The sequence below is a fragment of the Paludisphaera mucosa genome, assembly GCF_029589435.1.
Lineage (GTDB): Bacteria > Planctomycetota > Planctomycetia > Isosphaerales > Isosphaeraceae > Paludisphaera > Paludisphaera mucosa.
Map to the genome: position 1 here is coordinate 2,568,838 of NZ_JARRAG010000002.1, position 20,012 is coordinate 2,588,849.

A 20,012-nucleotide genomic window follows, 5' to 3' on the forward strand; every position below is an offset into this window, starting at 1 on the left:
AGAAATGAGGACGGGAGGGTTCCCATGCGGATCGGTCATGCCCGCGTCTCCACCGACGATCAGTCGCTCGACCTCCAGCTCGACGCCTTGAAGAAGGCCGGGTGCAAGCGGGTCTTCACCGACAAGGCATCGGCCGTGAAGGGGGATCGGGGCGGATCGGCGGACGCCGTGTCTCACCTCCGACCCGGCGACGTGCTCGTGATCTGGAAGCTCGACCGCCTGGGGCGCACGGTGAAGGGGTGGTCGACTTGGTGGCGGATTTGCAGGAACACGGGTGCCAGTTCCGCAGCCTGACCGACGGCATCGACACCACGACCCCGGCGGGCCGGTTCTTCTTCCACGTCATGGCGTCGCTAGCCCAGATGGAGCGGGAGCTGATGGCCGAACGTACTCGCGCCGGGCTCGACGCGGCGCGGCGGCGGGGCCTGGTCGGCGGCCGCAAGCGGAGGATGACGCCGGGAAAAGTGGAATCGGCTCGCACGCTCTTGAAGGAGGGGATGTCCCCCAGGGATGTGGCCCAGAATCTCGGAGTCTCCGTCCCGACGCTCTACCGCTGGGTCCCCGCCACCAGCCGCTGATCCGATCGGCCCGGTTTCGAAGGTCGTCCGACGGCTCCCGTCGATCGATTCTGTCGCCCTCGAACTGCGACCGGGAGCGGGAACCCATTCGAGGACAATCCCATGCCGCTAGATCAGAAACGCGCCCAGGCCGTGTTCGGTGCGCCCGTTGAAGGGGCCGAAGCCTCGGACCGGGCCGCCGTCCGCGGCATGGGACACCTCGCGGGCTTTGAAGGCCCGAACGGCCCCCGCGACGACGCCTCCGCCATCGCCCGGGGGGTGTCCGACCTGACGATCGATTCTCAGCCCGACCCCGACGCCGTCACCGGCGGCGGCCCCACCCAGGAAATCGCCCGGCACGCCGTCCCCGCCATCTCGGGCTACGAGATCCTGCGCGAGTTGGGGCGCGGCGGGATGGGCGTCGTCTACCTCGCCCGGCAATGCCTCCTGAACCGCACCTGCGTCCTGAAGATGATCCTCGCCGGCGACCATGCCGGCGCCGAGGCGGTCGCACGCTTCCTGGCCGAGGCGGAGGCCATCGCCCGCTTGCAACACCCCAATATCGTCCAGATCCGCCACATCGGCGAGACCGACGGGCTCCCCTACTTCGAACTGGAGTACGTCGACGGCGGCAGCCTCGACCGGAGGCTCGACGGCACCCCTTGGCCGGTGCGGTCGGCGGTCGAGCTGGTCGAGGCGCTGGCGCTGGGAGTGGCCGAGGCGCATCGCCTGGGCGTCATCCACCGCGACCTGAAGCCGGCGAACGTCCTGCTGGGCGACGACGGCACCCCCAAGATCACCGACTTCGGCCTGGCCAAGTCGCTGGCGGGGAACTCCGGGCTGACGCGGACCGACTCGATCATGGGCTCGCCCGGCTACATGTCGCCCGAGCAGGCCGAGGGCAAGACCAAGGAGGTCGGGCCGCCGGCCGACCTCTACGCCCTGGGGGCGATCCTCTACGAGCTGCTGACCGGCCGCCCGCCGTTCCGGGGTGCGACGGTCCTGGAGACGCTCGAGCAGGTCAGGACGACCGAGCCCGTGCCGCCGTCGCGGCTGGTGCCCCGCCTGCCCCGGGACGTCGAGACCATCGCGCTGAAATGCTTGCAGAAGGAGCCGGCGAGGCGCTACGACTCGGCCGCCGCGCTGGCCGAGGATCTGCGGCGGTTCCGCGCCGGCGAGTCGATCGTCGCGCGGCCGGTCCCGTTCTGGGAGCGAACCATCAGGTGGGCGCGACGCCGGCCGGCGATCGCATCGCTCGCGGTGGCGGTCCTCCTGCTGTCGGCGACGCTGATAGGGCTTGGCGTCTTGTCGTACGAAAGAATCGACGGCGCACTACGCATCGCCGAGGTGCGACGCAAGGCCGCCGAGGCCAGTCGGCTCGAGGCGACCAAGCAATCGAAGGCCGCCGAGGCCAACTTCGCCCGCGCCCGCGAGGCCGTCGACGAGTCGTTCACCATCGTGAGCGAAAGCAAGCTGCTCAACGTCCCGGGTCTCCGTGCCCTCCGCGCCGATCTGCTCGGCTCGTCCACGAGATTCTACGAGGAGTTCCTCCGAGAGCGGGGCGACGACCCCTCCCTGAGGAACGATCTGCTGCGGGCCAGGCTGCGTATCGCTCACGTGTTTCGTGAGCTGGGACGGTCGAAGGAAGCGAAGGAAGCTTACGAAGCCGCCGTAGCCGGCTTCGAGCGTGCCCTTCGCGATCGGCCCGACGACCTCGACCTCAAGAGCGGCTTGGCGGATGCGCTCCATTGGACCTCCTCGTCCGGGCCGAACGATCGGAAGATCGCGATCCAACGCCGGATCGTCGCCTTGCGGGAGGAGGTCTTCGCGGGCCGCCCCACCGATGGCCCGTGCAAGCGGGACCTCGCCCTTTCCTGCAGCCGGCTCTACGAGAGCTTGATAGGGACGCGACCAGCCGAAGCCCTCCTTGTTCTGGAGCGAAGCGTGGTACTCCGGCTGGAGCTGGCCGAAGCGTTCCCGGACGACGCCGACGCGATCGACGGCGTGTTCGTGTCGTTCTTCAAGCTCGCGCGGGCGATGGGATCGAGTCGGTCGCTGGCCTTGAACCGGCGGGCGCTGGAGTTCGGACGGGAGTCGCTGCGGCTGCGGCCGAACGATCCGATCACCGCCCACGACTTCTTGTTGGCCACTCAAGACGCGGTCGCGATCCTTTCGGACTCGGGCCGAAATGACGACGCCGAGGTGATCGCCGAGTTGCGCCGGTCGGTGAAGACGCTCGGCGAGTTGGCCCGGGTGAATGCCGACACGCCGAGCATCCAGGAGAGCTATCTCGGAATCACCCGAGACCTGGCGGATCGGCTCGTTGCGCTGAATAGGCCGGACGAGGCGGTCCGCGCCCTACTGGAATCGCAAGCGGCCCTCGACCGGTTTCCCCGAGGGACGGCGGCCGATCTCGCCGGCTGTGCCGATCGGAATGTCGCCCTCGCCCAGCGACTGGGTGAGATCAATCCGGACCTAACGCCGGAACAGAAAGCCCGGCGCGATGAACTCCTCGACCACGCGGTGGGCGACTACCGGGCAGCCGTGGCAGGGGGCTGGAAAGAGTTCGCCGTACTAAAAGACACGACGCTCATCGAGGGCCGTCCAGGCCACAGGGCGCTGATGACGGAAGCAGAGTCCGCGGCGAAAAAAACGGCCGACCCGGATGCGTCCGGCAGGGCAGTTGTTGCGCTGGCGGTTTCGAGACCTCGATTGGACGTCAAGCGCGATCGCGCCATAGCCCAAGCCGCCCTCGGCGTCGTCCGCGCCCGCTCCCGGTTGGTCGACGAGGCCATCGCCACGATGGACAAGGCCGGAGCCCTCTTCGACGAACTCGCGCGCGAAAGGCCCGGCGACCCCGAAGTCCGGAAGGCCCGCGCCGACGCACTCGCCGACTTCCACGTGGCCCTGTCCGACCTCGCACTCGATCGGCGCAGGCGTGGGAAGGCCGAGGAGTCGGGCGTGGCCCAGAGAAGGGCCGACGAATTCGTCGCCGATCTTTCCCGCGAGCGGCCGAACGACCCGGAGGTCGAGGCCGCCCGGCGCCGGGCCCTGCTCGGGGCCGCCGACGTGCGACGCGAGGCGAGCCGCTGGGGCGAGACCTACCTGGCCCTACGCAAGTCGGAAGCGAGCGCCCGAGAGGCTGCTCGGGGCGCCTCGGCCGGCAGGCCGGCAGACCAGAGTATCGTCGCGACCTTGGCCCATGTCGGCTACGGGTACGGTAAGCTCGCCCTCTGGGACGAGGCCACTGGCGCTCTCACCAACGCGTACGAGATCGACCCTGTCGGCCTGCAGGCCGTGGAAGGCGCCGGGGACACGGGTATCGCCGCTTGGTATCGGGTTGCCGTATTGCTGTTTCAAGGCGGTGAGTTGGACGCGTATGAACGGCTCCGCGAGAAAATGCTCCGCGAGAACACCGCGGGCAACCTCGGGTCTACTCTCGATCAGATCCGAATCGCGACCCTTCGCACCGATCCACGCTCCGACTGGAGACAGATCCTCGACCTCGCCGAGAAGTTCCCCGAGCGAAATCCCTGGGGCCAGACCGTGAGAGGGTTCGCGCTCCTGCGAGCCGGAAGAAACCAAGAGGCCCTGGACGCATTCAAGAAAGACCCCGAGTGGATCAACGCCTGGCCTGCGCGAGCGATTGCCCACCACCGGTTGGGACAAACCGCCTTTGCACATGAATGGCTCGACCGAGCCGACCAGCATGTTCGAGGGGATCTGGATGATGCACTGGCCGGGGCCGGGTTCACCCAATCCGGTCGGGTTTCCTGGTGGGACGACTGGCTGTTGAGGATGATCTGGACTCGCGAGGCCCACGAGCTTATCGACGGTAAGGCCTGGCCGGACGCGGTGTGGATGCAGCAACAGAGGGCCCGCGTGCTCGCCCGAATCAACGAGGCGAAGTAGGTCGACGGGGATCTCGCGGCCCTCTCCGTCCGCCTACTGAACAACAGTCCCGATGAAGATCGTTGTTCTTTTCTCCGTTGCTATCGGAACCCCAGGCCATATTCTCGCGCAGGTGCACCTCGCGGATGCGGGACTCGTCCTCGCGGAATGTCACGTCCAGGGTCTAGTGGCAGCCGTTCTCCACGCCCCAGTGCGAGCGGATCGCGTGGGCGAACGCCTTCGCGTCCGGCTCGACCGGCAGGCTGCTGATGTAGTAGCGGACCTCGTCGGCGGCCTGACCGCCTCGGCGACCTCGGAGATCGCCACGCCGATCGACCTCGGCCCCCGCCGCGCCTCGCGACCCGGCAGGTCGTCTGGGGCCTCGAATTGGAGGTAGGTCCGCGTCTCGCGACGGCCGTGGCCGGTCCCCTCGAACTGGCGGCGGCCGACCGCGTCGCCCTCGAAATCCGCCTCCCAGCGGCTCATCAGGTGGTCGATGACCGCCTGATGCAGCGTCCCCTGGTTCCCCTTCAACGCCAGCACGTCGTCGCACCCGGCGGCGGCGACGGCCCCGGCGATCTCCTTCTGGCAGCCCATCGCGTCGATCGTCACGACTCCCCCGGCGACGTCCACCAGCCTGAGCAACTCGGGGATCGCCGTGATCTCGTTGGACTTCTCGTCGCGGGCGACCTGGCCCAGCGACATCCCGTATTCGCTCGCCCAGGCGGTCACCGAATGCAACGCCCCCAGGCCGCTCTTGCGGTCGTGGCTGCGTCGCAGCGTCTTGCCGTCGATCGCCAACGTCGGCCGCTCGACGCCGGTCTGGGCCGCTGCCTCGTCGCGCAACGCCCGGACCCAGGCGGCGAAGTACGCCTGGAACGCCTCGGGCCGCAAGGCCATCAGCACGCGCCGGAAGCCGTCCTTGCACGGGACCCCGTGCGGCAGCGGCAACACCGAGGCGAGCAGATCCTCCTTCAGGGCCGCCCAATGCGCGATCATCGTCGGCCCCGACGCCCCGGCGAGGACCGCGACCAGGGCGATGACCACCACCGAGCCGAGCGGATGCTTGCGGTTGACCTCCGACCGCAGGTCTTCGAGTTCCTGGAAATGCGCCACGACCTCGTCCAGCCCGAACCGCCGCGGTTCCGCCATCGACCACCCCCACGCCCAGCCCCGAGAAGCCGCATGGAACATGGTCCAACCCAACCCGGCGCGGCGCGCAAGCCGTCAGACTTTCCCGAATCTGCCTATAAGTGCGCGCTGGCCCTGTGTGACGACTCTCCTTGATCCAGCCCCACACCTAATCCCGCTCAGGCCCTGATGATGGCCCGCAACGATTCCGTCTGGGCATTGGCAATTTGCTGCAGCTGTTCTCGAACTTGGTGCATCGTCTCCATCATTTGCTGAATAAACTCCTGCTCATTGAGTTCCGTCCGGTGCGCCAGACGTTCGTGCTCTTCAGCGAGCAGCTCCTTCTGCTCCTGCAGGCCGGCGTCGCGGATGGCGAGCAGCGTCCCCTGTTCCAGCTGGCCGATGCCTGCGAGCGACTGACCCACGATCCCTAGCAGACCCTTCTCGGATGTATGGCCCTTGTGCGCCAGATGGTCGGCACCCGATATTCCTTTTCCGCCCGCGCCTTTGAGGGTTCCCACCCCACTGGCGATGGACGTGGCCCCCGAGACGATCCCCGCCGCGAGCGCGGCGTTTGCGTGCTCACGAATCTTGTCCGTTTGGATCTGTATCGCCTCATGCTGAGCTTCCCGCGCCACCTCCCGCGACTCGCGGACGGCCGCTCTCTGTTGCTGTGCCAGCTGGTGGAACAGCGCCATGGTTTCGTGGACATTCCCCAAGAATCCACTGCTGGGCGCCAGGCGAGGCTCGATATGCTCGACGCTTGGGACGAGGCGGAACGGGTGGTGGTTCGACATGGATGGCGTGGCTCTCCCGGGCGACACGCATCCGTGCGTCTGATCCGCGACCACTTGAAGACTCCGTCGGAACATAGGTCGCGGACGGGCGGCTGGCCGGGTGGATCGACCAGGGAAAGTGGCGTTCCGCGAGAAGGCAAGGCGGGGAGCGAGGTAGGCTCCTGAGTCAGGTGACCGGCTTCCTCTCGAAATGACGTCCCCGCTCCCCTGGCCCTTCAAGGACTTCCGAGGGAGACCGGAGGGGGAAATCGTCGCAACTCCGGAGTTGCGACGGGAGCATCAAAGCAGTGGGTGTGGAGGGATTCGAACCCCCTCAGTCAGGGACGCCGCGTTTACAGCGCGGCCCGGCTCTCCAACTCCGGCGCACACCCGAAGAGCGGAAGCGGCGGGATTCGAACCCGCGGTGGTTTCCCACACCTGGTTAGCAACCAGGCACGATAATCCTCTCTGACACGCTTCCGGTCCGACACGCTTCCGGTCCGACTCGCTTCCGATCTGGCCCGGTTCCGAGATGCGGAGGGAGAGGGAGTCGAACCCCCAAGTCCTCGCGGACGGTAGTTTTCGAGACTACTGCCTTACCAGTTAGGCTATCCCTCCGTTTGGTGCGGACGAGATCGGCAATGCGTCGGCCTGTCATCAGGCGGACGATCGTGTCGTCTCGGCTACCGAACGGCTTTCGTGGATCGGTGCCGGGATGGAACCGGCGAGGATCAACCGGTCGATCGGGATCGATCCGGCGAGTACGGGCCGCGCGTCAATACGACAGGCGGCCCCGACTGGAATACCGCGAACGGGGACTCGCAGATCGCGCCGGGAGCACGAGAGAGGTGACGAGTTGGTCGCGGTGGGTGGTCATATTCGAACCGCATGGCTTGAGGACGATACGCCAGTTGCAGGTCCGACAGCGCGAGTATGCTGAAGGTTCGCACCGGGACGAAAGCCCGAGCGGAAACCTCGACTCTCGGCCGACGATCACCGCGCACCCCAGCGGTGCCGCTTCCGCCGCCACTTGAGGCGGTTCCTTCGCGGGGCGTAGTACGCCCCCAGGGTGTGCATGGCGACGATCGAGAGCCACGCCGCGAGCAGCCAGCTCGCCAGGCTCGCCGGGATGTAGACCCAGAACGCCCGGTCGCGAAGGGCCAGCGCGGCGGCGAAGGCGATCCCGACGAGCGCGAAGAGGGCCGCGACCGTCAGGCTGAGCCCAAGGAACGACGGGCCGAGTCGCGCCATCGTGCCCAGGACCGTCCATGGGCGGGCCGCCAGGTCATCGTCGTGCAGGAACGTCAGCATCAGCGCCATAAGTGCGTAAGACAGCCCGAAGGGCCCGAGGGCCGCGGCCACGCCGGGGCTCCATGACTCGCCCAGCGCCGCCCGGTAGGTCGCCAGCGGCAGCAGGCCGACGCCCGCCCCGAGCACGATCCAGAGGAGCCAGGAGCCGATGCCGTCCAGGAGGCCGTCGGCGCTACGGTCGGGCGGGCGAGGCGGCAGGAGCTCCCCCTCGCTCGAGGCCACCAGCACCCGCGCCAGGTACTGGATGCCGTAGACGAGGACCAGGGGCGATATGATCAGGAAGGGCAACGACGAGATCAGGGCGATCAGGCGGCCCATCGAGGACACCCCCATCAGCTCGCCGTCGGCGAGGATGGCCAGGCAGTACTCCAGGCCCAGGGTGCCCATCACCCAGGCCACGCCCCCGATCGCCGCGACCATCGCCAGGCCCTCGAACCCCCGCGCCGGGTAGAGCAGGTGCGGCGGGAACCATGGGTCCAGGCGCTGCGGCTCGGCATCCTCCGATTCTCTCTTCGCGTTCCGACCGAGCGGGGCGAGGGGCGGGCGGGTCTCGGCACCCTCGACGGCCTCCTGAGGTTCCGGTGCGCCCTGCACGGACACCGACGCCCGCGGTTCCTCGCCCAGTTCATAGTTCCCCTGCCAGCTCCACTCGCCGTCGGTCGCCTCGGCGGGCGGCGCCGGCTCTTCGGGGACTTCGGGCTCGTCGGTGATTTCGACCTGGTCGGGCCACGGCCCGAGGGGACCGCGCGGGTTCGCCCGGTCGAGCGCACGGGACATGGGGCGAGGCGGCTCGACCGGGTCGAGGTCGTACGCCCCCTGCCAGTTCCATTCGTCCTCCTCGACCGCCGGGGCCGCCACGGGCTCGGTCGGCACGGGATCGGTGGGCGTGACTACGGGTTTCTGCCGGAGCATCTCGAGGACGTCGTCGTCCGACACCGCCTCGGGCGGAGAGGCTTTCGCCCCCAAGGGCGTTAGGAGCGAGCGCCCGCAGCCGGGACAGCGGCCGCTCTTGCCGGGTGCCATCCCCGCCGTCCTCAACCGCAGTCCGCAAGGACAGACCAGGATCGTCGCGCCCATGGCGAGCACTCGCTCAAACGCCCCTTGCCCGGCGACCCTGCAACGCCGCGTCGCGACAATTGTAGTAGCACGGCGGACGCCCCTTCAAGGACAACAGTCGGAGAAAGCCGATCGAGTCGGTGGAGCCACGAATTTTGGGTCGGCGGCGTCGTATGGGCGAGGCCACCACGCCTCGCTAAACACCTGCCCAGCTAACACGTTCTATCGAATCGGCCATAAAATCTCCCCGCAACTTACCTGTATCCCGGGGAACTGACCGATGAGCGACGAACTCGAATCGGCCCTGGCCGAACTGACCACGGCCCGCGAGAAGTTCGAGGCGGTCCGGGCGTCGCTCGTGCAGGTCCTGGACATCCCGCACGACGACCAGGCCGTGGTCCGGCAGACCCAAAGCCGCCTGGAGAGGATCGACGCCGAGGTGGCGGGGGTGGAGCGTCTGATGAAGTCGGTGGCGAGCCAGGTGGTGGGAGACGGCCTGACGAAAGCGAGTTACGCCCGCCTCCTGCTCGGCCCACGACCTCAATCAGTAGAACCTGAGGATCTCGGGGGAGGAATTCAGGATCTTGCCCGCGTCGTCAGCGGAGAGGAAATAACTGTTCACGATCTTCCCCGAGGCCGCGTCGGCGCCCGCGACGACGTTCACTCGGTAGCGCCCGGCCCCGACGGCGTGCACCCTCACCGCCAGCAGGTCCCTCGGCCTGCCGAGGGATCGCATCACCTCCCTACGGATTGCATCCCGCACGGACGACTCCTGAATCGGTCCTTCCTCCTCCGGCGCGACACTCGGCATGACCCCCTCCTGGATATGGCAGTCGGACTGCCCCATCGTCGATGAACCCGTGCTATTGAACAAGCCGTCGGCGCCGGGATCGTCGCGGGGAGGGCTGAGCAGAGCCCGGTACTCGCCGCGTCGGCGTCGCTCAAGCACGGCCGTCAGGTCGGCTGGCGGGTGGCGACGACAGGGCCGGTGCCCGATTGGTCGGCAGCACCTTCCTGCGAACTTCCTCGAATTCTCATTCCCTGATGAGCGGGATCTTCTGGATGGCCTGGTCGATCACACTGAGCCGGGCGTTGGTCTCGTCGATCTTGGCGTTGGTGCGGCCCAGGTTCTTGTTGGTCGCGTCCAGGCCGGTGATCGTCGCGCCGATGCGGCCGCTCGCCTCCTTCATCCCGCCGACGGCCTGGGCGATGCCCTCGTTGGTCCGGTCGAACTTGCCGTTGGTCAAGGCGATATTCCGGTTGGCCTCGGCGAGCTGTATCCCGACCTGGGCCATCTGCTCTTTGGTCCCGGCGAGTTCCGAACGCATCTCCGCGAGCTGGCGGTTGGCGTTCACGATCTCCGCGTTGGCGGTGGCCAGCTGGGCGTTGGCGGTCCCGAGTCGCTCTAGGGCGGTATCCGCCCGCTCGATCATGGAGCAACCGGAGGTCGCCAGGAGGACGGCGGCGGTGAGGAGGAGATTTCGCATGGCGATCTTCCTTGATCGAAGTGGAACCGGGAGGTGGACGGCGGCTTAATGATTAAGCACGGGGAATGCCGTCACCGAAAAAGACCGCGTCGCGAGTGGGCAGGTTGAAGCGGCTGCAGGGGCTGGCGGCTCACCCCCTCGAAGCCCGATACCGCGCCCCGCCCTCCTCGACCAATTGCCCCGCCCGCTCGGCCCCGTAGAGCCCTAGCGGCTCGAAGCGCTTCCCCTTGGAATCGTTGTACGACACGAAGAAATGCTGGATCTCCGCAAGGAGGTTCTGGTTGAACTGGGCGACCTCGCGGATGTCCTTGTGATTGCGGGAGCGGGTCGAGACCGCGATCAGGCGGTCGTTCCGAACCGTATCCCCTTCTTCCGTCTGTTCGGCCTCGATGACGCCGATGAGTCGGGACTCGACCAGGCAGCCGACGAAGGCCGGCTCGTCCATCAGGATGAGGACGTCGATCGGGTCGCCGTCGCCGCCGAGGGTGGCGGGCACGAAGCCGAAGTCATAGGGGAAGACGGCCCCGGCGGGCAGCACGCCGCCCAGCTTGAAGAGGCCTCGTTCCTCGTCGAACTCGAACTTGTTCCGGCTCCCCTTGGGGGTGTCGACGATGACGTTCAGGTCGCCGGACTCGGGGTCGAAGGCGGGGAGGCGGGCGAAGGGCGGCTTGAGTGGCACGGAGAGCCTTGGGAGTGAAGGCCATCCTTGGTGGAACTCAGAGGACGGCGGGCGGGGGCGTGACGAATCATCGATCTGCAACTACAGGGCCGTGGCCGGCTCCAATGTCCAGAAGAAGTTTCCCTTACACGGACCTTTAGGATCGCGCCTTCGCCGCCACCTTCACCTCGGTCCCGCTCGCCGGCTTCCCGAACGCTTCCGACGCGTTTCCGCCCCGCAAGAACAGCTCGAGCCACTCGACCTTGCCGCCATCAGGCAAGGGCCATCCGCTGCTCCCCGGGGCCAACGCCATCTGGCCGGGCTCGACCGAGAACGAGCCGTCGCTGACGATCGCCTCGATCTCCTTTTTCCCGATCGTGACGCGGACCGCCTTTCCGTCCTTCCCGGGCACGTCCTCACGTCTCAGAGTCAACTTTAGGTTGCCGTAGCCGTCGGTGCAGGCGATCTTCCCAGCAGGCACGTCGGGAACGTCCTTGAGTTCCAGAGTCCCCGCTTTCGCCTTCCTCCGCCTGGCCAGGAGATCGGCCGCCGCCTGGGGGAACAGGTCGCGCGAGCGGAACTGGGAGCCGGAATCGGACGCCGCGGCCCACCCCAGCTCGTCGGCGGCGTCCCGCACGAACGAGTAGACGTGCCCGGCGTTCACGCCGACGACGAGGGCGCCCGTCTTCAGCCGGGCGAAGGCGAGCTTCTCCCCGGCGTTCTCCTCACGCTCGGAATCGTCGTCCTCGCGCGGGGCGACGTTGTGGAAGATCAGCGTGCCCTCGGGCGGCGAGTTCAGGCCGAGCTGGGCGATGCAGAACCCGGCGGCCAGAGTCGCGAACGGCGGGACCGGCGTATAGACCAGACGGGCCTCGGGTAGCAGGGCTATCAGGCGTTGGGCAACTTCGGCGTAGGCGAGGTCTCCCTGGCCGTAATCGGCGATGACGTGGACGAGCATCTGGGGGGCTCCGCTCGGGCGTTTGAATCAGCTTCAGGATGCCGGGATGTTAGGCAACCTGCGTGCCCTTGCGTGAAGCAGCTCGCCAGGGAGAGCGAGGTTCTCGCCGCCCCTCACTCCCAGGCCTGCTCCATGCCGACGAAGTGGAAGCGGAACCATGCCGTCCGCTTCTGACGCCCGGCGTCTTCCAGTTCGGCCCTGTAGACGTCGTCGTGCTCGTCGTCGAGCACGAACGGGCACGGTTCCAGGAACGACCGGGTCCTGACTTCGCCGACGACGCTGTAGCCGTTCTGCGCGGCCCATTCGGAGACGCGGGCCTTCCGCGAGTCGTGGTTGGCCACAAGGGCGACCACCACGACGACGATGATAGCCACTGCCGCGAGGCACGCCTTGACATTCAATTTTTGGCGTGTCGGTTCAGGCGATACGGGCTCGGTATTCATGGGAAGCGATTCGATCGGACGCGGCGAAGATTGTTCGGGGCCTCTGGTCCCCCTCTCACGAGCGGGATCTGCGCTTCTCGGCCTCCAAGGGACCGACCATTTTCTCTGGAGTCGAGTAACCGCCTCGTGTCGCATTCCGCTCAGCGACGCCGCTTCCCATCCGTAGCCCGCGAATGCCGCCAGTCCGATGCCGCCCAACGCCAGGGCCGATGGCTCCGGCACGGCGGCGCCCGACCCGATCCGCAGCGTGACGGTCTGGCCGTCCCCAAAAAACCAGTCCGAGGCGCGCGGAATCACGCCGAGGGTCTGGAACGTCTGACCGGCGAACGTCATCCTCGTCGTGATCTGGGCGCCCGAGACATATCCGGGAGGGAGCCCGATGTACTGTTCCGTCCCACGGAGGTCGATCGCGTCGCCGCTGAAGCTGCTGGCGTTCACGCCGTTCCCGAACCCGAAGACGGTAACTCCCTGGACGAGTTCATAGCGGTTCCCGAGGTCGACGCCGACGCCTAGTATGAGCTGAAGGAGAATAGGCGTTTGGCGACCAGGTTCGAGAAGCTCGGGGTCAACTTCCCGGCCATGGTCAGGCTCGCCATGATCCGCCGTTGTGTCCGTCTCCCGCGACATGAACAGCCGGTTGCTGGTCGTGTCGCGGCAGTCCATGGCCTGCATCGAGCCCTCCTGTCCGGCTGCTTAGAGATCTTGTTCGGGCGGCAAGAGTCGAATACGATCCGAGGGCCTGTAACATCGGAGCAGCCAGGGGGAAATGGCTGATCGACCTGGTGCACGGCTGGTGCACAACCGGTGCACGGCGAGAGGGGCCGGGTCGGTGAGCCCGATGAGAGGTGATATTGGGTCGCTTGCTGTAAGTGATTTCCAAATAGAGGTTTGAGCATCAGGGTGGTTTGACGGGGTGCGGGTTTCAGGCGTGAATAATGGGTTGACGGAGAGTCCCCCCCTCTCCGCTTTAGATGGAAGGTGCCGACGCAACTCGTCGGCCCTTATGGGTTTCCGACTCGGACGTCTCGAACTCTCCTCTCGTCGTGCCGAATTCGTGCGACGTCGGTCTTCTCGCCCCGGCCGGGCTGGGATTTCTTCCGCATCTGCCCGTGCAGGGTCGCCGAGGCGATGCGGGTGTGCGGTTTCATCAGGTTGCGATCGACGCGTCCATCCCGCACGCCCACGCCTAAGTCGGTGCCCGCCGACTTGCGCCCACTTTGATGAACGTGGACAGGTTGCTCGGCAACCCCAGCCGGGCCGGCGATCGCTTCAGGGCGGCCTGAAGTCGGCGTTCGGAGATCCGGCGATTCTTCGTCGACCGGGCCGATCTTCACCGGGTGGGGCGGATGGACGGAGAAATCTCCGGTCACACGCGGCGACGACCCAGGCACCTCCGTGATCGTTGCTCGGCCCGTCGATGTCGAGGATGGACGACCGCCGGGCGCGCCGGGCTTTCGGCGTCCGTCTCCGACGTCGGAGGACCGATCGAAACCGCCGTCATTCGACCTGGCCCGGCCTGAGGTATGATGAAGGCCACGCTCCGGGCAGGTGGTGGCGCGTCGGAGTGTCGACATGCCGAGAATCCTGATCGTCGAGGATGAGGACAAGCTGCGGCGGGCCCTGCGGCGCGGGCTGGCGGAAGCGGGGTACGACGTGGTCGCGGTCGAGGACGGCGAGTCCGGGCTGGCCCGGGCCGCATCCGAGCCGTTCGACTGCCTGATCCTCGACGTGATGCTCCCCGGACGCGACGGGCTGCAGGTCCTCGACGACCTCCGCGCCGTCGGCGCGGCGACGCCGCCGGTCCTCATCCTGTCGGCGCGGGGGGAGGTCGACGACCGGGTCCGCGGGCTCGATGCCGGGGCCGACGACTATCTCCCCAAGCCGTTCGCCTGGGCCGAGCTGCTGGCGCGGGTCCGGGCCTGCGTGCGTCGCAGGGCCGACGACGGCGAGGCCGTCCTGCGGGCGGCGGGCGTGGGGCTCGACCGGGTGCGCCGCCGGCTCGACCGCGAGGGGCGGCACGCCGAGCTGACCATTCGAGAGTGCGACCTGCTGGAATACCTGATGCGCAACGTCGGCCGGACCGTCGGCCGCGACGAGCTCGCCCGCCAGGTCTGGGGCGACCCGGACGCGGCCCTGACCAACGTCATCGACGTCTACGTCAACTATCTTCGGAAGAAGCTCGACAAGGCGGGTGCGGCCGGGCTGATCCGGACCGTTCGCGGCGTCGGCTACGTCTACGGGCCGGAAGCATGACGTCGACGAGCATCCGTGTCCGCCTCACCGCCTGGTACGCAGGCATGCTGACGATCATCCTGGTCGCGCTGGGGGCGGCGGTGTACGTACTCATGGCGCGCGCCCTGGTGGAGCGGGTCGACGCGATGCTGGACTTCGAGTTCCAGGAGGCCGCCGAGCGACTCGCCGAGGGGCGGGCCGCCGGCGAGCTGGCCCGCGAGCCCGAGGCCTTCCACGAGTCCTACTTCCTCAGGGTCCTCGACTCCGAGGCGCGGATCCTGGCCGAGAGCCGCAGGCTCGCAGGGCTCGCCATGCCCCTGCCGGGCGAGGTGGGGACGTCCCTCCCGCGACGCCGCTTCGACGTCCATCTCGGCGGACTCGGCCGCTGCCGCGTGGTCGTCGGCGGGGTCGCCGCGGGCGCGGGGCCGCGGATCGTGCAGATCGCGACCTCGCTCGACGGCGTGGGAGCCGAGCTGGCGGAGCTGAGGGGCGTCTTGTTGACGATCCTGCCCATCGGCTTCCTGGCCGCAACCCTCGGCGGCTACTGGCTGGCCGCGTCGGCCCTCGCCCCCGTCGAGCGGATGGCCGAGGCGGCGCGGCGGATCTCGGCCGAGAACCTCGGCGAGCGCCTCGTCGTCAAGAACCCCGGCGACGAGCTCGGGCGATTGGCCTCGACGCTCAACGCGATGCTCGACCGGATCGACCGGGCCTTCGTCGCGACCCGGCGGTTCACCGCCGACGCCGCGCACGAGCTGAAGACGCCCGTGGCGTCGATCCGGGCGGAGGCGGAGGTCGCGCTGGCCGCGCGCCGATCCCCCGAGGACTACGAGGAGACCCTCCGCAGCGTCGTGGAGGAGGCGGCCCGGCTCGGTCGGCTCGCCGATCGGATGCTGGAGCTGTCGCGCGAGGATTCGGGCGCCGCACCGCCGCGACGGACCATGCGGCTGGACGACGCCGTGCGCGAGGCCGTCGCCGCCGCCCGCGGGGCCGCGACGCGGGCGGGCCTGGACCTCCGCCTCGAAGACCTCCCCGACGCCGATGTCGACGGCGATCACGAGGGCCTGCGGCAGGCGTTCGCCGACCTCCTCGACAACGCGATCAAGTACACGCCGGCCGGCGGGTCGATCACCGTCCGCGGCGGCCTCGCGGACGGCCGGGCGGCCGTCGAGGTGAGCGACACCGGGGTGGGCATCCCCGGCGACGCCTTGCCCCGCCTCTACGACCGTTTCTACAGGGCGGACCCCTCGCGAAGCCGACGGACCGGCGGGGTCGGCCTCGGCCTGAGCATCGCCAAGGCCGTCGTGGAGCGCCACGGCGGGACGATCGACGTCGAGAGCGTCCCCGGCTCCGGGAGCACCTTCCGGGTCTCCCTGCCGGTCGATCCCGCATCGTCCCGACGTCCTCGTTAGAAAGATCTCACCGAACCGGCCGCGCCCCTGGACGCCCCCGAGGTTAACCTTGCCGGCCGCCGTCCGGGTCCCGGGTCCTTCCAGGGGAGCGAATCAGGTCATGGAGCGTCACGCCCGCCTTTCGAGCCTTCGCAGCCGAGGCTTCACGCTGATCGAGCTGCTGGTGGTGATCGCCATCATCGCCGTGCTGATCGCCCTGCTACTCCCCGCCGTCCAGTCGGCGCGCGAGGCCGCCCGCCGGTCGCAGTGCACCAACAACCTCAAGCAACTCGGGCTCGGCCTGCACAACTACCTCTCGGTGCACAACACGTTCCCGCCGGTGGTGGTCCTGCCCCGGGGTCGGACGTCCCAGCCCTGGTCGGCCTTGGCCCGCCTGCTTCCCCACGTCGAGCAGGTCGGCCTGTACAACGCGATCAACTGGGACCGGGACTTCGAGTTCACCATGAGCCCCACGGTCGCCCGGGTGCGCGTGTCCGTCTTCATGTGCCCGAGCGAGGTCAACGACCGGGCCCGGCCGACGCCCACGCTGACCTACTACCCGAACAACTACGCCTTCAACGAGGGGACCTGGTTCGTCTACGACCCGCCGAGCGAGCAGTTCGGCGACGGAGCCTTCGAACCCAACCGTGCGTTCACCTCGGCGGCGATCACCGACGGCCTGAGCAATACGCTGGGGATGTCGGAGGTCAAGGCCTACCAGCCGAACTATTGGGACTCGACCAACCCCTCGGCCTTGGGCGTCGCGCCGCCGGCCACGCCCGCGGATCTGACGGCGTTCATCGGCGGCACCTTCGATCGCAACGGCCACACCGAGTGGGTCGAGGGGGACGTCCACGAGGTCGGCTTCACCACCACGTTCACGCCCAACACGCGCGTGACGGCGACGGTCGCCGGCCTGCCCGAGGACGTCGACCTCACGTCGATGCGCGACGGCGAGTCGATCACGCAGCCCACATACGCCGCCGTCACCGCGCGGAGCTACCACCCCGGGGGCGTCACGACGCTGATGCTCGACGGCTCGGTACGGTCCGTCAAGAACACGGCCGACCTCCGCGTCTGGCGCGCCCTGGGCACGCGGGCGTCCGGCGAGGTCGTCGGCTCGGACGCCTACTGACCGCGGAGACCCGTCGATGTCGACCGCAAGTCGCAAGGCCGGCACAGGGCTGCCGTCGGTCCTGGCAACCATCGCCATCGCCCTCGCCGCCGCCGTCGCCGGCTGTTCGCAGGCCGGGGGCGGAGCCTCGGCCGACGGCCGGGAGGCCGCCGCCTCCTTCCTCGACGCGCTGAGGGCCGGCCGCGTCGAGGACGCCTGGCGAGACACCTCGCCCGAGTTCAAGTCGCTGATGGGCCTGGACAGCCTCCGCGACCTCGTGAAGAGGCGCCCGGCCCTCAAGACGGCGACGCGCCGCGACGGGTGCACGGCCGTCGGCGAGGGCCGATCCCTGTTCGAGCACGCCTTCCAAGGTGCAACGACGCATCGCGGCAAGACGACACCCGCGACGATCAAGGTCCTGGTCGCTCCCGATGACGACGGCTGGAAGGTGGAGGGGCTGGTCGTGGAGTGAGGCGTGTCGGCTTCAAGCCTCTCGATCCCCGGCGCCGCGCCGACCGCGGGCGGCCCTGACATCGCATTCTGCGAGCCTCAGGAGCATGGCGTAATCACCTGATTCGAGCTTTCTCGGCGCGTCGGCCCACGATATGCGACAGCCGGAACGACGGTCTGTCGGCGCGGGTCAAAATGTGCTGGGGCGTGCAATGGCGAGGGATGGAACGGAGCGTTCGGGAGGCTCGGGCGTCCTCCATATCGGATGCGCCGGGTGGTCCCTCCCCAGGGAGCACGCCGGACGTTTTCCGGCGGGGGGGACGCACCTATCGCGCTATTCGGCCTGCTATCCCGCCGTCGAAATCAACTCTTCGTTCTATCGGCCCCACCGGCCGTCGACCTACGCACGGTGGGCCGAGTCCGTGCCGGAGGGCTTTCGGTTCGCCGTCAAGGCGCCCAAGGTCATCACGCATGAGCGTCGCCTGGTCGACGCGGGCGAACCGCTCGAAGGCTTCCTGGAGGAGGCGACGCAACTCGGAGCGAAGCTCGGCCCTTTGCTCGTCCAGTTGCCGCCGAGCCTGAGGTTCTCGGCCGAGAGCGCGAAGGAGTTCTTCGCGGAGCTTCGGTCTCGGTTCGACGGCGATGTGGCCCTCGAGCCCAGGCACGCGACCTGGTTCGAGCCCGCGGCCGAGCGGCTCATCGCCCGGTACCGCGTGGCCCGAGTCGCGGCGGATCCCGCCGTGGTTCCGGCGGCGGGAGAGCCGGGCGGTTGGGACGGGCTCGTGTATTACCGCATGCACGGCGCGCCGAAGGTCTACTACTCGACATACTCGGACGACGACCTCGAGAGACTCGCCGATTCGCTCAAGGCCGCCGCCCGCTCGGCGGTCGTCTGGTGCATCTTCGACAACACGGCCGAGGGCGCCGCGATCGTGAACGCGCTCGACTTGCTCGGCCGGATCGCCGAGACGTCGTGAGCGAATGACCCTTCCCAGGCCTTCGCCGTCCGATTCCGCGCCCGCCTCCCCCGACCGATCGCACCGCTCGCTCGGAGCCGTAATGCCCCGGCGGTTCGCGCCGATCCCCCCCTGGGATCGTGGTACGACGCGAAGCGCAGCTCTGGCGTTCTCAGGGCTGCTTGGTCGCCTCGCGTTCCTTCTCCTCCGAGTAGGGCCCGCGGACGACGCGGCCGGCGATCGGCTGGGAGTTCTTCAGCATGTTATAGATGGGGCAGACCGCCTCGACGCCCCGCTGGAGATCCTCGATCTTCTCCCGGGATTCGGGAGACCCGATCCGGACGGTGTAATGGATGTCCTTATAGGTCAGCGGAGCGGACGTGTTGCCGAGACGGCCCGTGAGCGTCCCTGCGACCTCCAGTTCCAGGCTGTCCAGAGCCAATTGCTTCCTGGCGGCCTCGATCTCATAGATGTGTGTCAGGCAGGTGATCATGGTCCCAAGGATGTGTTCCTCCGGGACCGCGCCGAGGTCGTGCCCCGCCAGGTAGCGGGGGTAGTCGTGGACGACCTGGAAATTCTTGACGTCGGTGCGGATGTTCCGGACCCCCGTTCCCCCCTCGACCTTGACGTGGGCGCGCAGCGGCGGCCTCCCGTCGTCGCGCGCCCGAGGCGTGGCGTCGCCGCGGCCCTCCGGCGGCTTCGCCCCGTGGCTCGCGGCGTACTTGTCCTCCAGGAACTCGCGCAGGCCGCCGAGAGTCTTCCCCTCGCGAACGGCCGGGGTCTGGGTGTAGATCAACCGGCCGTGATCGATGTCTTGAGGCTGGGCAACCAGGTTGAGCACGGGGGAAAGGCGCTCCACGGTCGCCCGCAACGCCTCCAACTCCTCGTCGGAGGCCGGGGAGACGATGAAGGCGGTGTACGCCAGGGCCTGAGGATAGACGACCGTCGCCCCGCCGCCCTGCGACCGGGCGACGCCGGGCCGGCTGGTGAAGACCACTTCGAGCTCGTCGAGCGGAATCCCCTTGATCGCCGCCTGGGTCAGGAAGTCTCCGGCCGCCGCGCTCCCCATCGCGGCGACCACGCTGGGCCAGGATCCGGCCCCGAGCTCGAATTCCGCGGTCTCCCGGCCGCCGTCGCTGAGGATCTGGAAGTTGCGGATCCGCAGGCGGCGGATGCCCGTGCGGCCCTCCGCCGTAACGCTCGCAGAGAGCCGGAGCGTCTGGCCCGCCTCGGCTCGATCCCTCAGCAGGAAGAGCGCGGAGCGCAGTCTCGTCTGGAAATCCCTCAGCGAGTCGCCGTCCGCGAACGCGCCGGGCGTCTGCGCCCAGTCCTGAGAGGCATGCGTCGCCTGGGCGAGCAGAGCCCGCGACGTCATCGGCGCCCAAACCAGTGCGGCCAGGCCGTAAGCGACGATTCGTCGAAGATGATCATGCATCGCGTGTGTCCATGACGGTCTCGAACGCGGCTTCAATCGGAGTTGATATCGTAGCCGAGCCGCCCGGGAACCGAGAAGGTCGGCGACGCGGCGCGACCCGAGACACGCACGACAACCCGCTTGACCGTGGCGGAGAGATCCACAATATGGGACGGGACGGGCGGTGACG

The 20,012-nt window shown here is 68.3% G+C and carries 16 protein-coding genes, 3 tRNA genes and 1 pseudogene; 8 read left to right on the forward strand and 12 right to left on the reverse strand.

The features are described 5' to 3' along the window. The first annotated feature begins 24 nt into the window (after positions 1-24). Positions 25-578, forward strand: a pseudogene (locus tag PZE19_RS19510) (recombinase family protein). 108 nt (positions 579-686) lie between these two features. Here the strand turns inward: PZE19_RS19510 and PZE19_RS19520 are convergent. Continuing rightward, complete coding sequence (locus PZE19_RS19520; RefSeq protein ID WP_277864402.1) at positions 687-1,049, reverse strand: hypothetical protein; 363 nt, start codon at positions 1,047-1,049, stop codon at positions 687-689. Here PZE19_RS19520 and PZE19_RS19525 point away from each other — a divergent pair. Continuing rightward, on the forward strand, positions 972-4,469 hold the full coding sequence (locus PZE19_RS19525; protein ID WP_277864376.1) for a serine/threonine-protein kinase: 3,498 nt from the start codon (positions 972-974) through the stop codon (positions 4,467-4,469). The genes PZE19_RS19520 and PZE19_RS19525 overlap by 78 nt on opposite strands. A 150-nt stretch (positions 4,470-4,619) precedes the next feature. Here PZE19_RS19525 and PZE19_RS19530 read toward each other — a convergent pair whose 3' ends face one another. The 6 genes from PZE19_RS19530 to PZE19_RS19555 all read right to left on the reverse strand — a co-directional run bounded on the left by PZE19_RS19530 (position 4,620) and on the right by PZE19_RS19555 (position 8,578). After that, positions 4,620-5,600, reverse strand: coding sequence for an ISAs1 family transposase (locus PZE19_RS19530; protein ID WP_438269978.1), 981 nt, complete (start codon positions 5,598-5,600; stop codon positions 4,620-4,622). Positions 5,601-5,758: 158 nt separating this feature from the next. Continuing rightward, the gene (locus PZE19_RS19535) at positions 5,759-6,376 is read right to left on the reverse strand and encodes a hypothetical protein (protein WP_277862283.1); all 618 of its coding nucleotides are present in this window, start codon (positions 6,374-6,376) and stop codon (positions 5,759-5,761) included. A gap of 288 nt (positions 6,377-6,664) precedes the next feature. Next, positions 6,665-6,747: transfer RNA gene (locus PZE19_RS19540), tRNA-Tyr, on the reverse strand. A gap of 6 nt (positions 6,748-6,753) precedes the next feature. Further along, a tRNA-Ser gene (locus PZE19_RS19545) sits at positions 6,754-6,836 on the reverse strand. A 54-nt stretch (positions 6,837-6,890) separates the two neighbouring features. Further along, positions 6,891-6,973 (reverse strand) — tRNA-Ser (locus tag PZE19_RS19550). A gap of 375 nt (positions 6,974-7,348) precedes the next feature. Beyond that, entirely contained in the window at positions 7,349-8,578 is a 1,230-nt protein-coding gene (locus PZE19_RS19555; protein WP_277862284.1) for a hypothetical protein, read from the reverse strand. A 424-nt stretch (positions 8,579-9,002) separates the two neighbouring features. On the opposite strand from PZE19_RS19555, the gene PZE19_RS19560 reads away from it, so the two are divergent. After that, positions 9,003-9,578, forward strand: coding sequence for a hypothetical protein (locus PZE19_RS19560; protein WP_277862285.1), 576 nt, complete (start codon positions 9,003-9,005; stop codon positions 9,576-9,578). A gap of 178 nt (positions 9,579-9,756) precedes the next feature. On the opposite strand, the gene PZE19_RS19565 is transcribed toward PZE19_RS19560, so the two are convergent. From PZE19_RS19565 to PZE19_RS19580, 4 genes are all read right to left on the reverse strand, one after another. Further along, positions 9,757-10,209, reverse strand: coding sequence for a hypothetical protein (locus tag PZE19_RS19565; RefSeq protein WP_277862286.1), 453 nt, complete (start codon positions 10,207-10,209; stop codon positions 9,757-9,759). A 130-nt stretch (positions 10,210-10,339) separates the two neighbouring features. Beyond that, entirely contained in the window at positions 10,340-10,888 is a 549-nt protein-coding gene (locus PZE19_RS19570) for an inorganic diphosphatase (protein ID WP_277862287.1), read from the reverse strand. A 136-nt stretch (positions 10,889-11,024) separates the two neighbouring features. Then, the gene (locus PZE19_RS19575) at positions 11,025-11,825 is read right to left on the reverse strand and encodes an SAM hydrolase/SAM-dependent halogenase family protein (RefSeq protein WP_277862288.1); all 801 of its coding nucleotides are present in this window, start codon (positions 11,823-11,825) and stop codon (positions 11,025-11,027) included. A gap of 113 nt (positions 11,826-11,938) precedes the next feature. Beyond that, positions 11,939-12,940, reverse strand: coding sequence for a PEP-CTERM sorting domain-containing protein (locus tag PZE19_RS19580; protein ID WP_277862289.1), 1,002 nt, complete (start codon positions 12,938-12,940; stop codon positions 11,939-11,941). 900 nt (positions 12,941-13,840) lie between these two features. Between PZE19_RS19580 and PZE19_RS19585 the strand changes: the two genes are divergently transcribed. The 5 genes from PZE19_RS19585 to PZE19_RS19605 all read left to right on the forward strand — a co-directional run bounded on the left by PZE19_RS19585 (position 13,841) and on the right by PZE19_RS19605 (position 18,429). Further along, the gene (locus PZE19_RS19585; protein ID WP_277862290.1) at positions 13,841-14,521 is read left to right on the forward strand and encodes a response regulator transcription factor; all 681 of its coding nucleotides are present in this window, start codon (positions 13,841-13,843) and stop codon (positions 14,519-14,521) included. After that, entirely contained in the window at positions 14,518-15,909 is a 1,392-nt protein-coding gene (locus PZE19_RS19590) for an ATP-binding protein (protein WP_277862291.1), read from the forward strand. Before PZE19_RS19585 ends, PZE19_RS19590 begins: the two co-directional genes overlap by 4 nt. A 100-nt stretch (positions 15,910-16,009) precedes the next feature. Continuing rightward, positions 16,010-17,023: a DUF1559 family PulG-like putative transporter gene (locus PZE19_RS19595; RefSeq protein ID WP_277862292.1), complete on the forward strand. Its 1,014-nt coding sequence runs from the start codon at positions 16,010-16,012 to the stop codon at positions 17,021-17,023. Positions 17,024-17,039: 16 nt separating this feature from the next. Further along, positions 17,040-17,474, forward strand: a complete 435-nt coding sequence (locus tag PZE19_RS19600) for a hypothetical protein (RefSeq protein ID WP_277862293.1) — start codon at positions 17,040-17,042, stop codon at positions 17,472-17,474. Positions 17,475-17,664: 190 nt separating this feature from the next. Continuing rightward, complete coding sequence (locus PZE19_RS19605; RefSeq protein ID WP_277862294.1) at positions 17,665-18,429, forward strand: DUF72 domain-containing protein; 765 nt, start codon at positions 17,665-17,667, stop codon at positions 18,427-18,429. Between the two features lie 151 nt (positions 18,430-18,580). Here the strand turns inward: PZE19_RS19605 and PZE19_RS19610 are convergent, their stop codons facing one another. Continuing rightward, positions 18,581-19,843 (reverse strand): OsmC family protein, encoded by a 1,263-nt coding sequence (locus tag PZE19_RS19610; RefSeq protein ID WP_277862295.1) that lies wholly within the window; start codon positions 19,841-19,843, stop codon positions 18,581-18,583. Between the last annotated feature and the right edge of the window lie 169 nt (positions 19,844-20,012).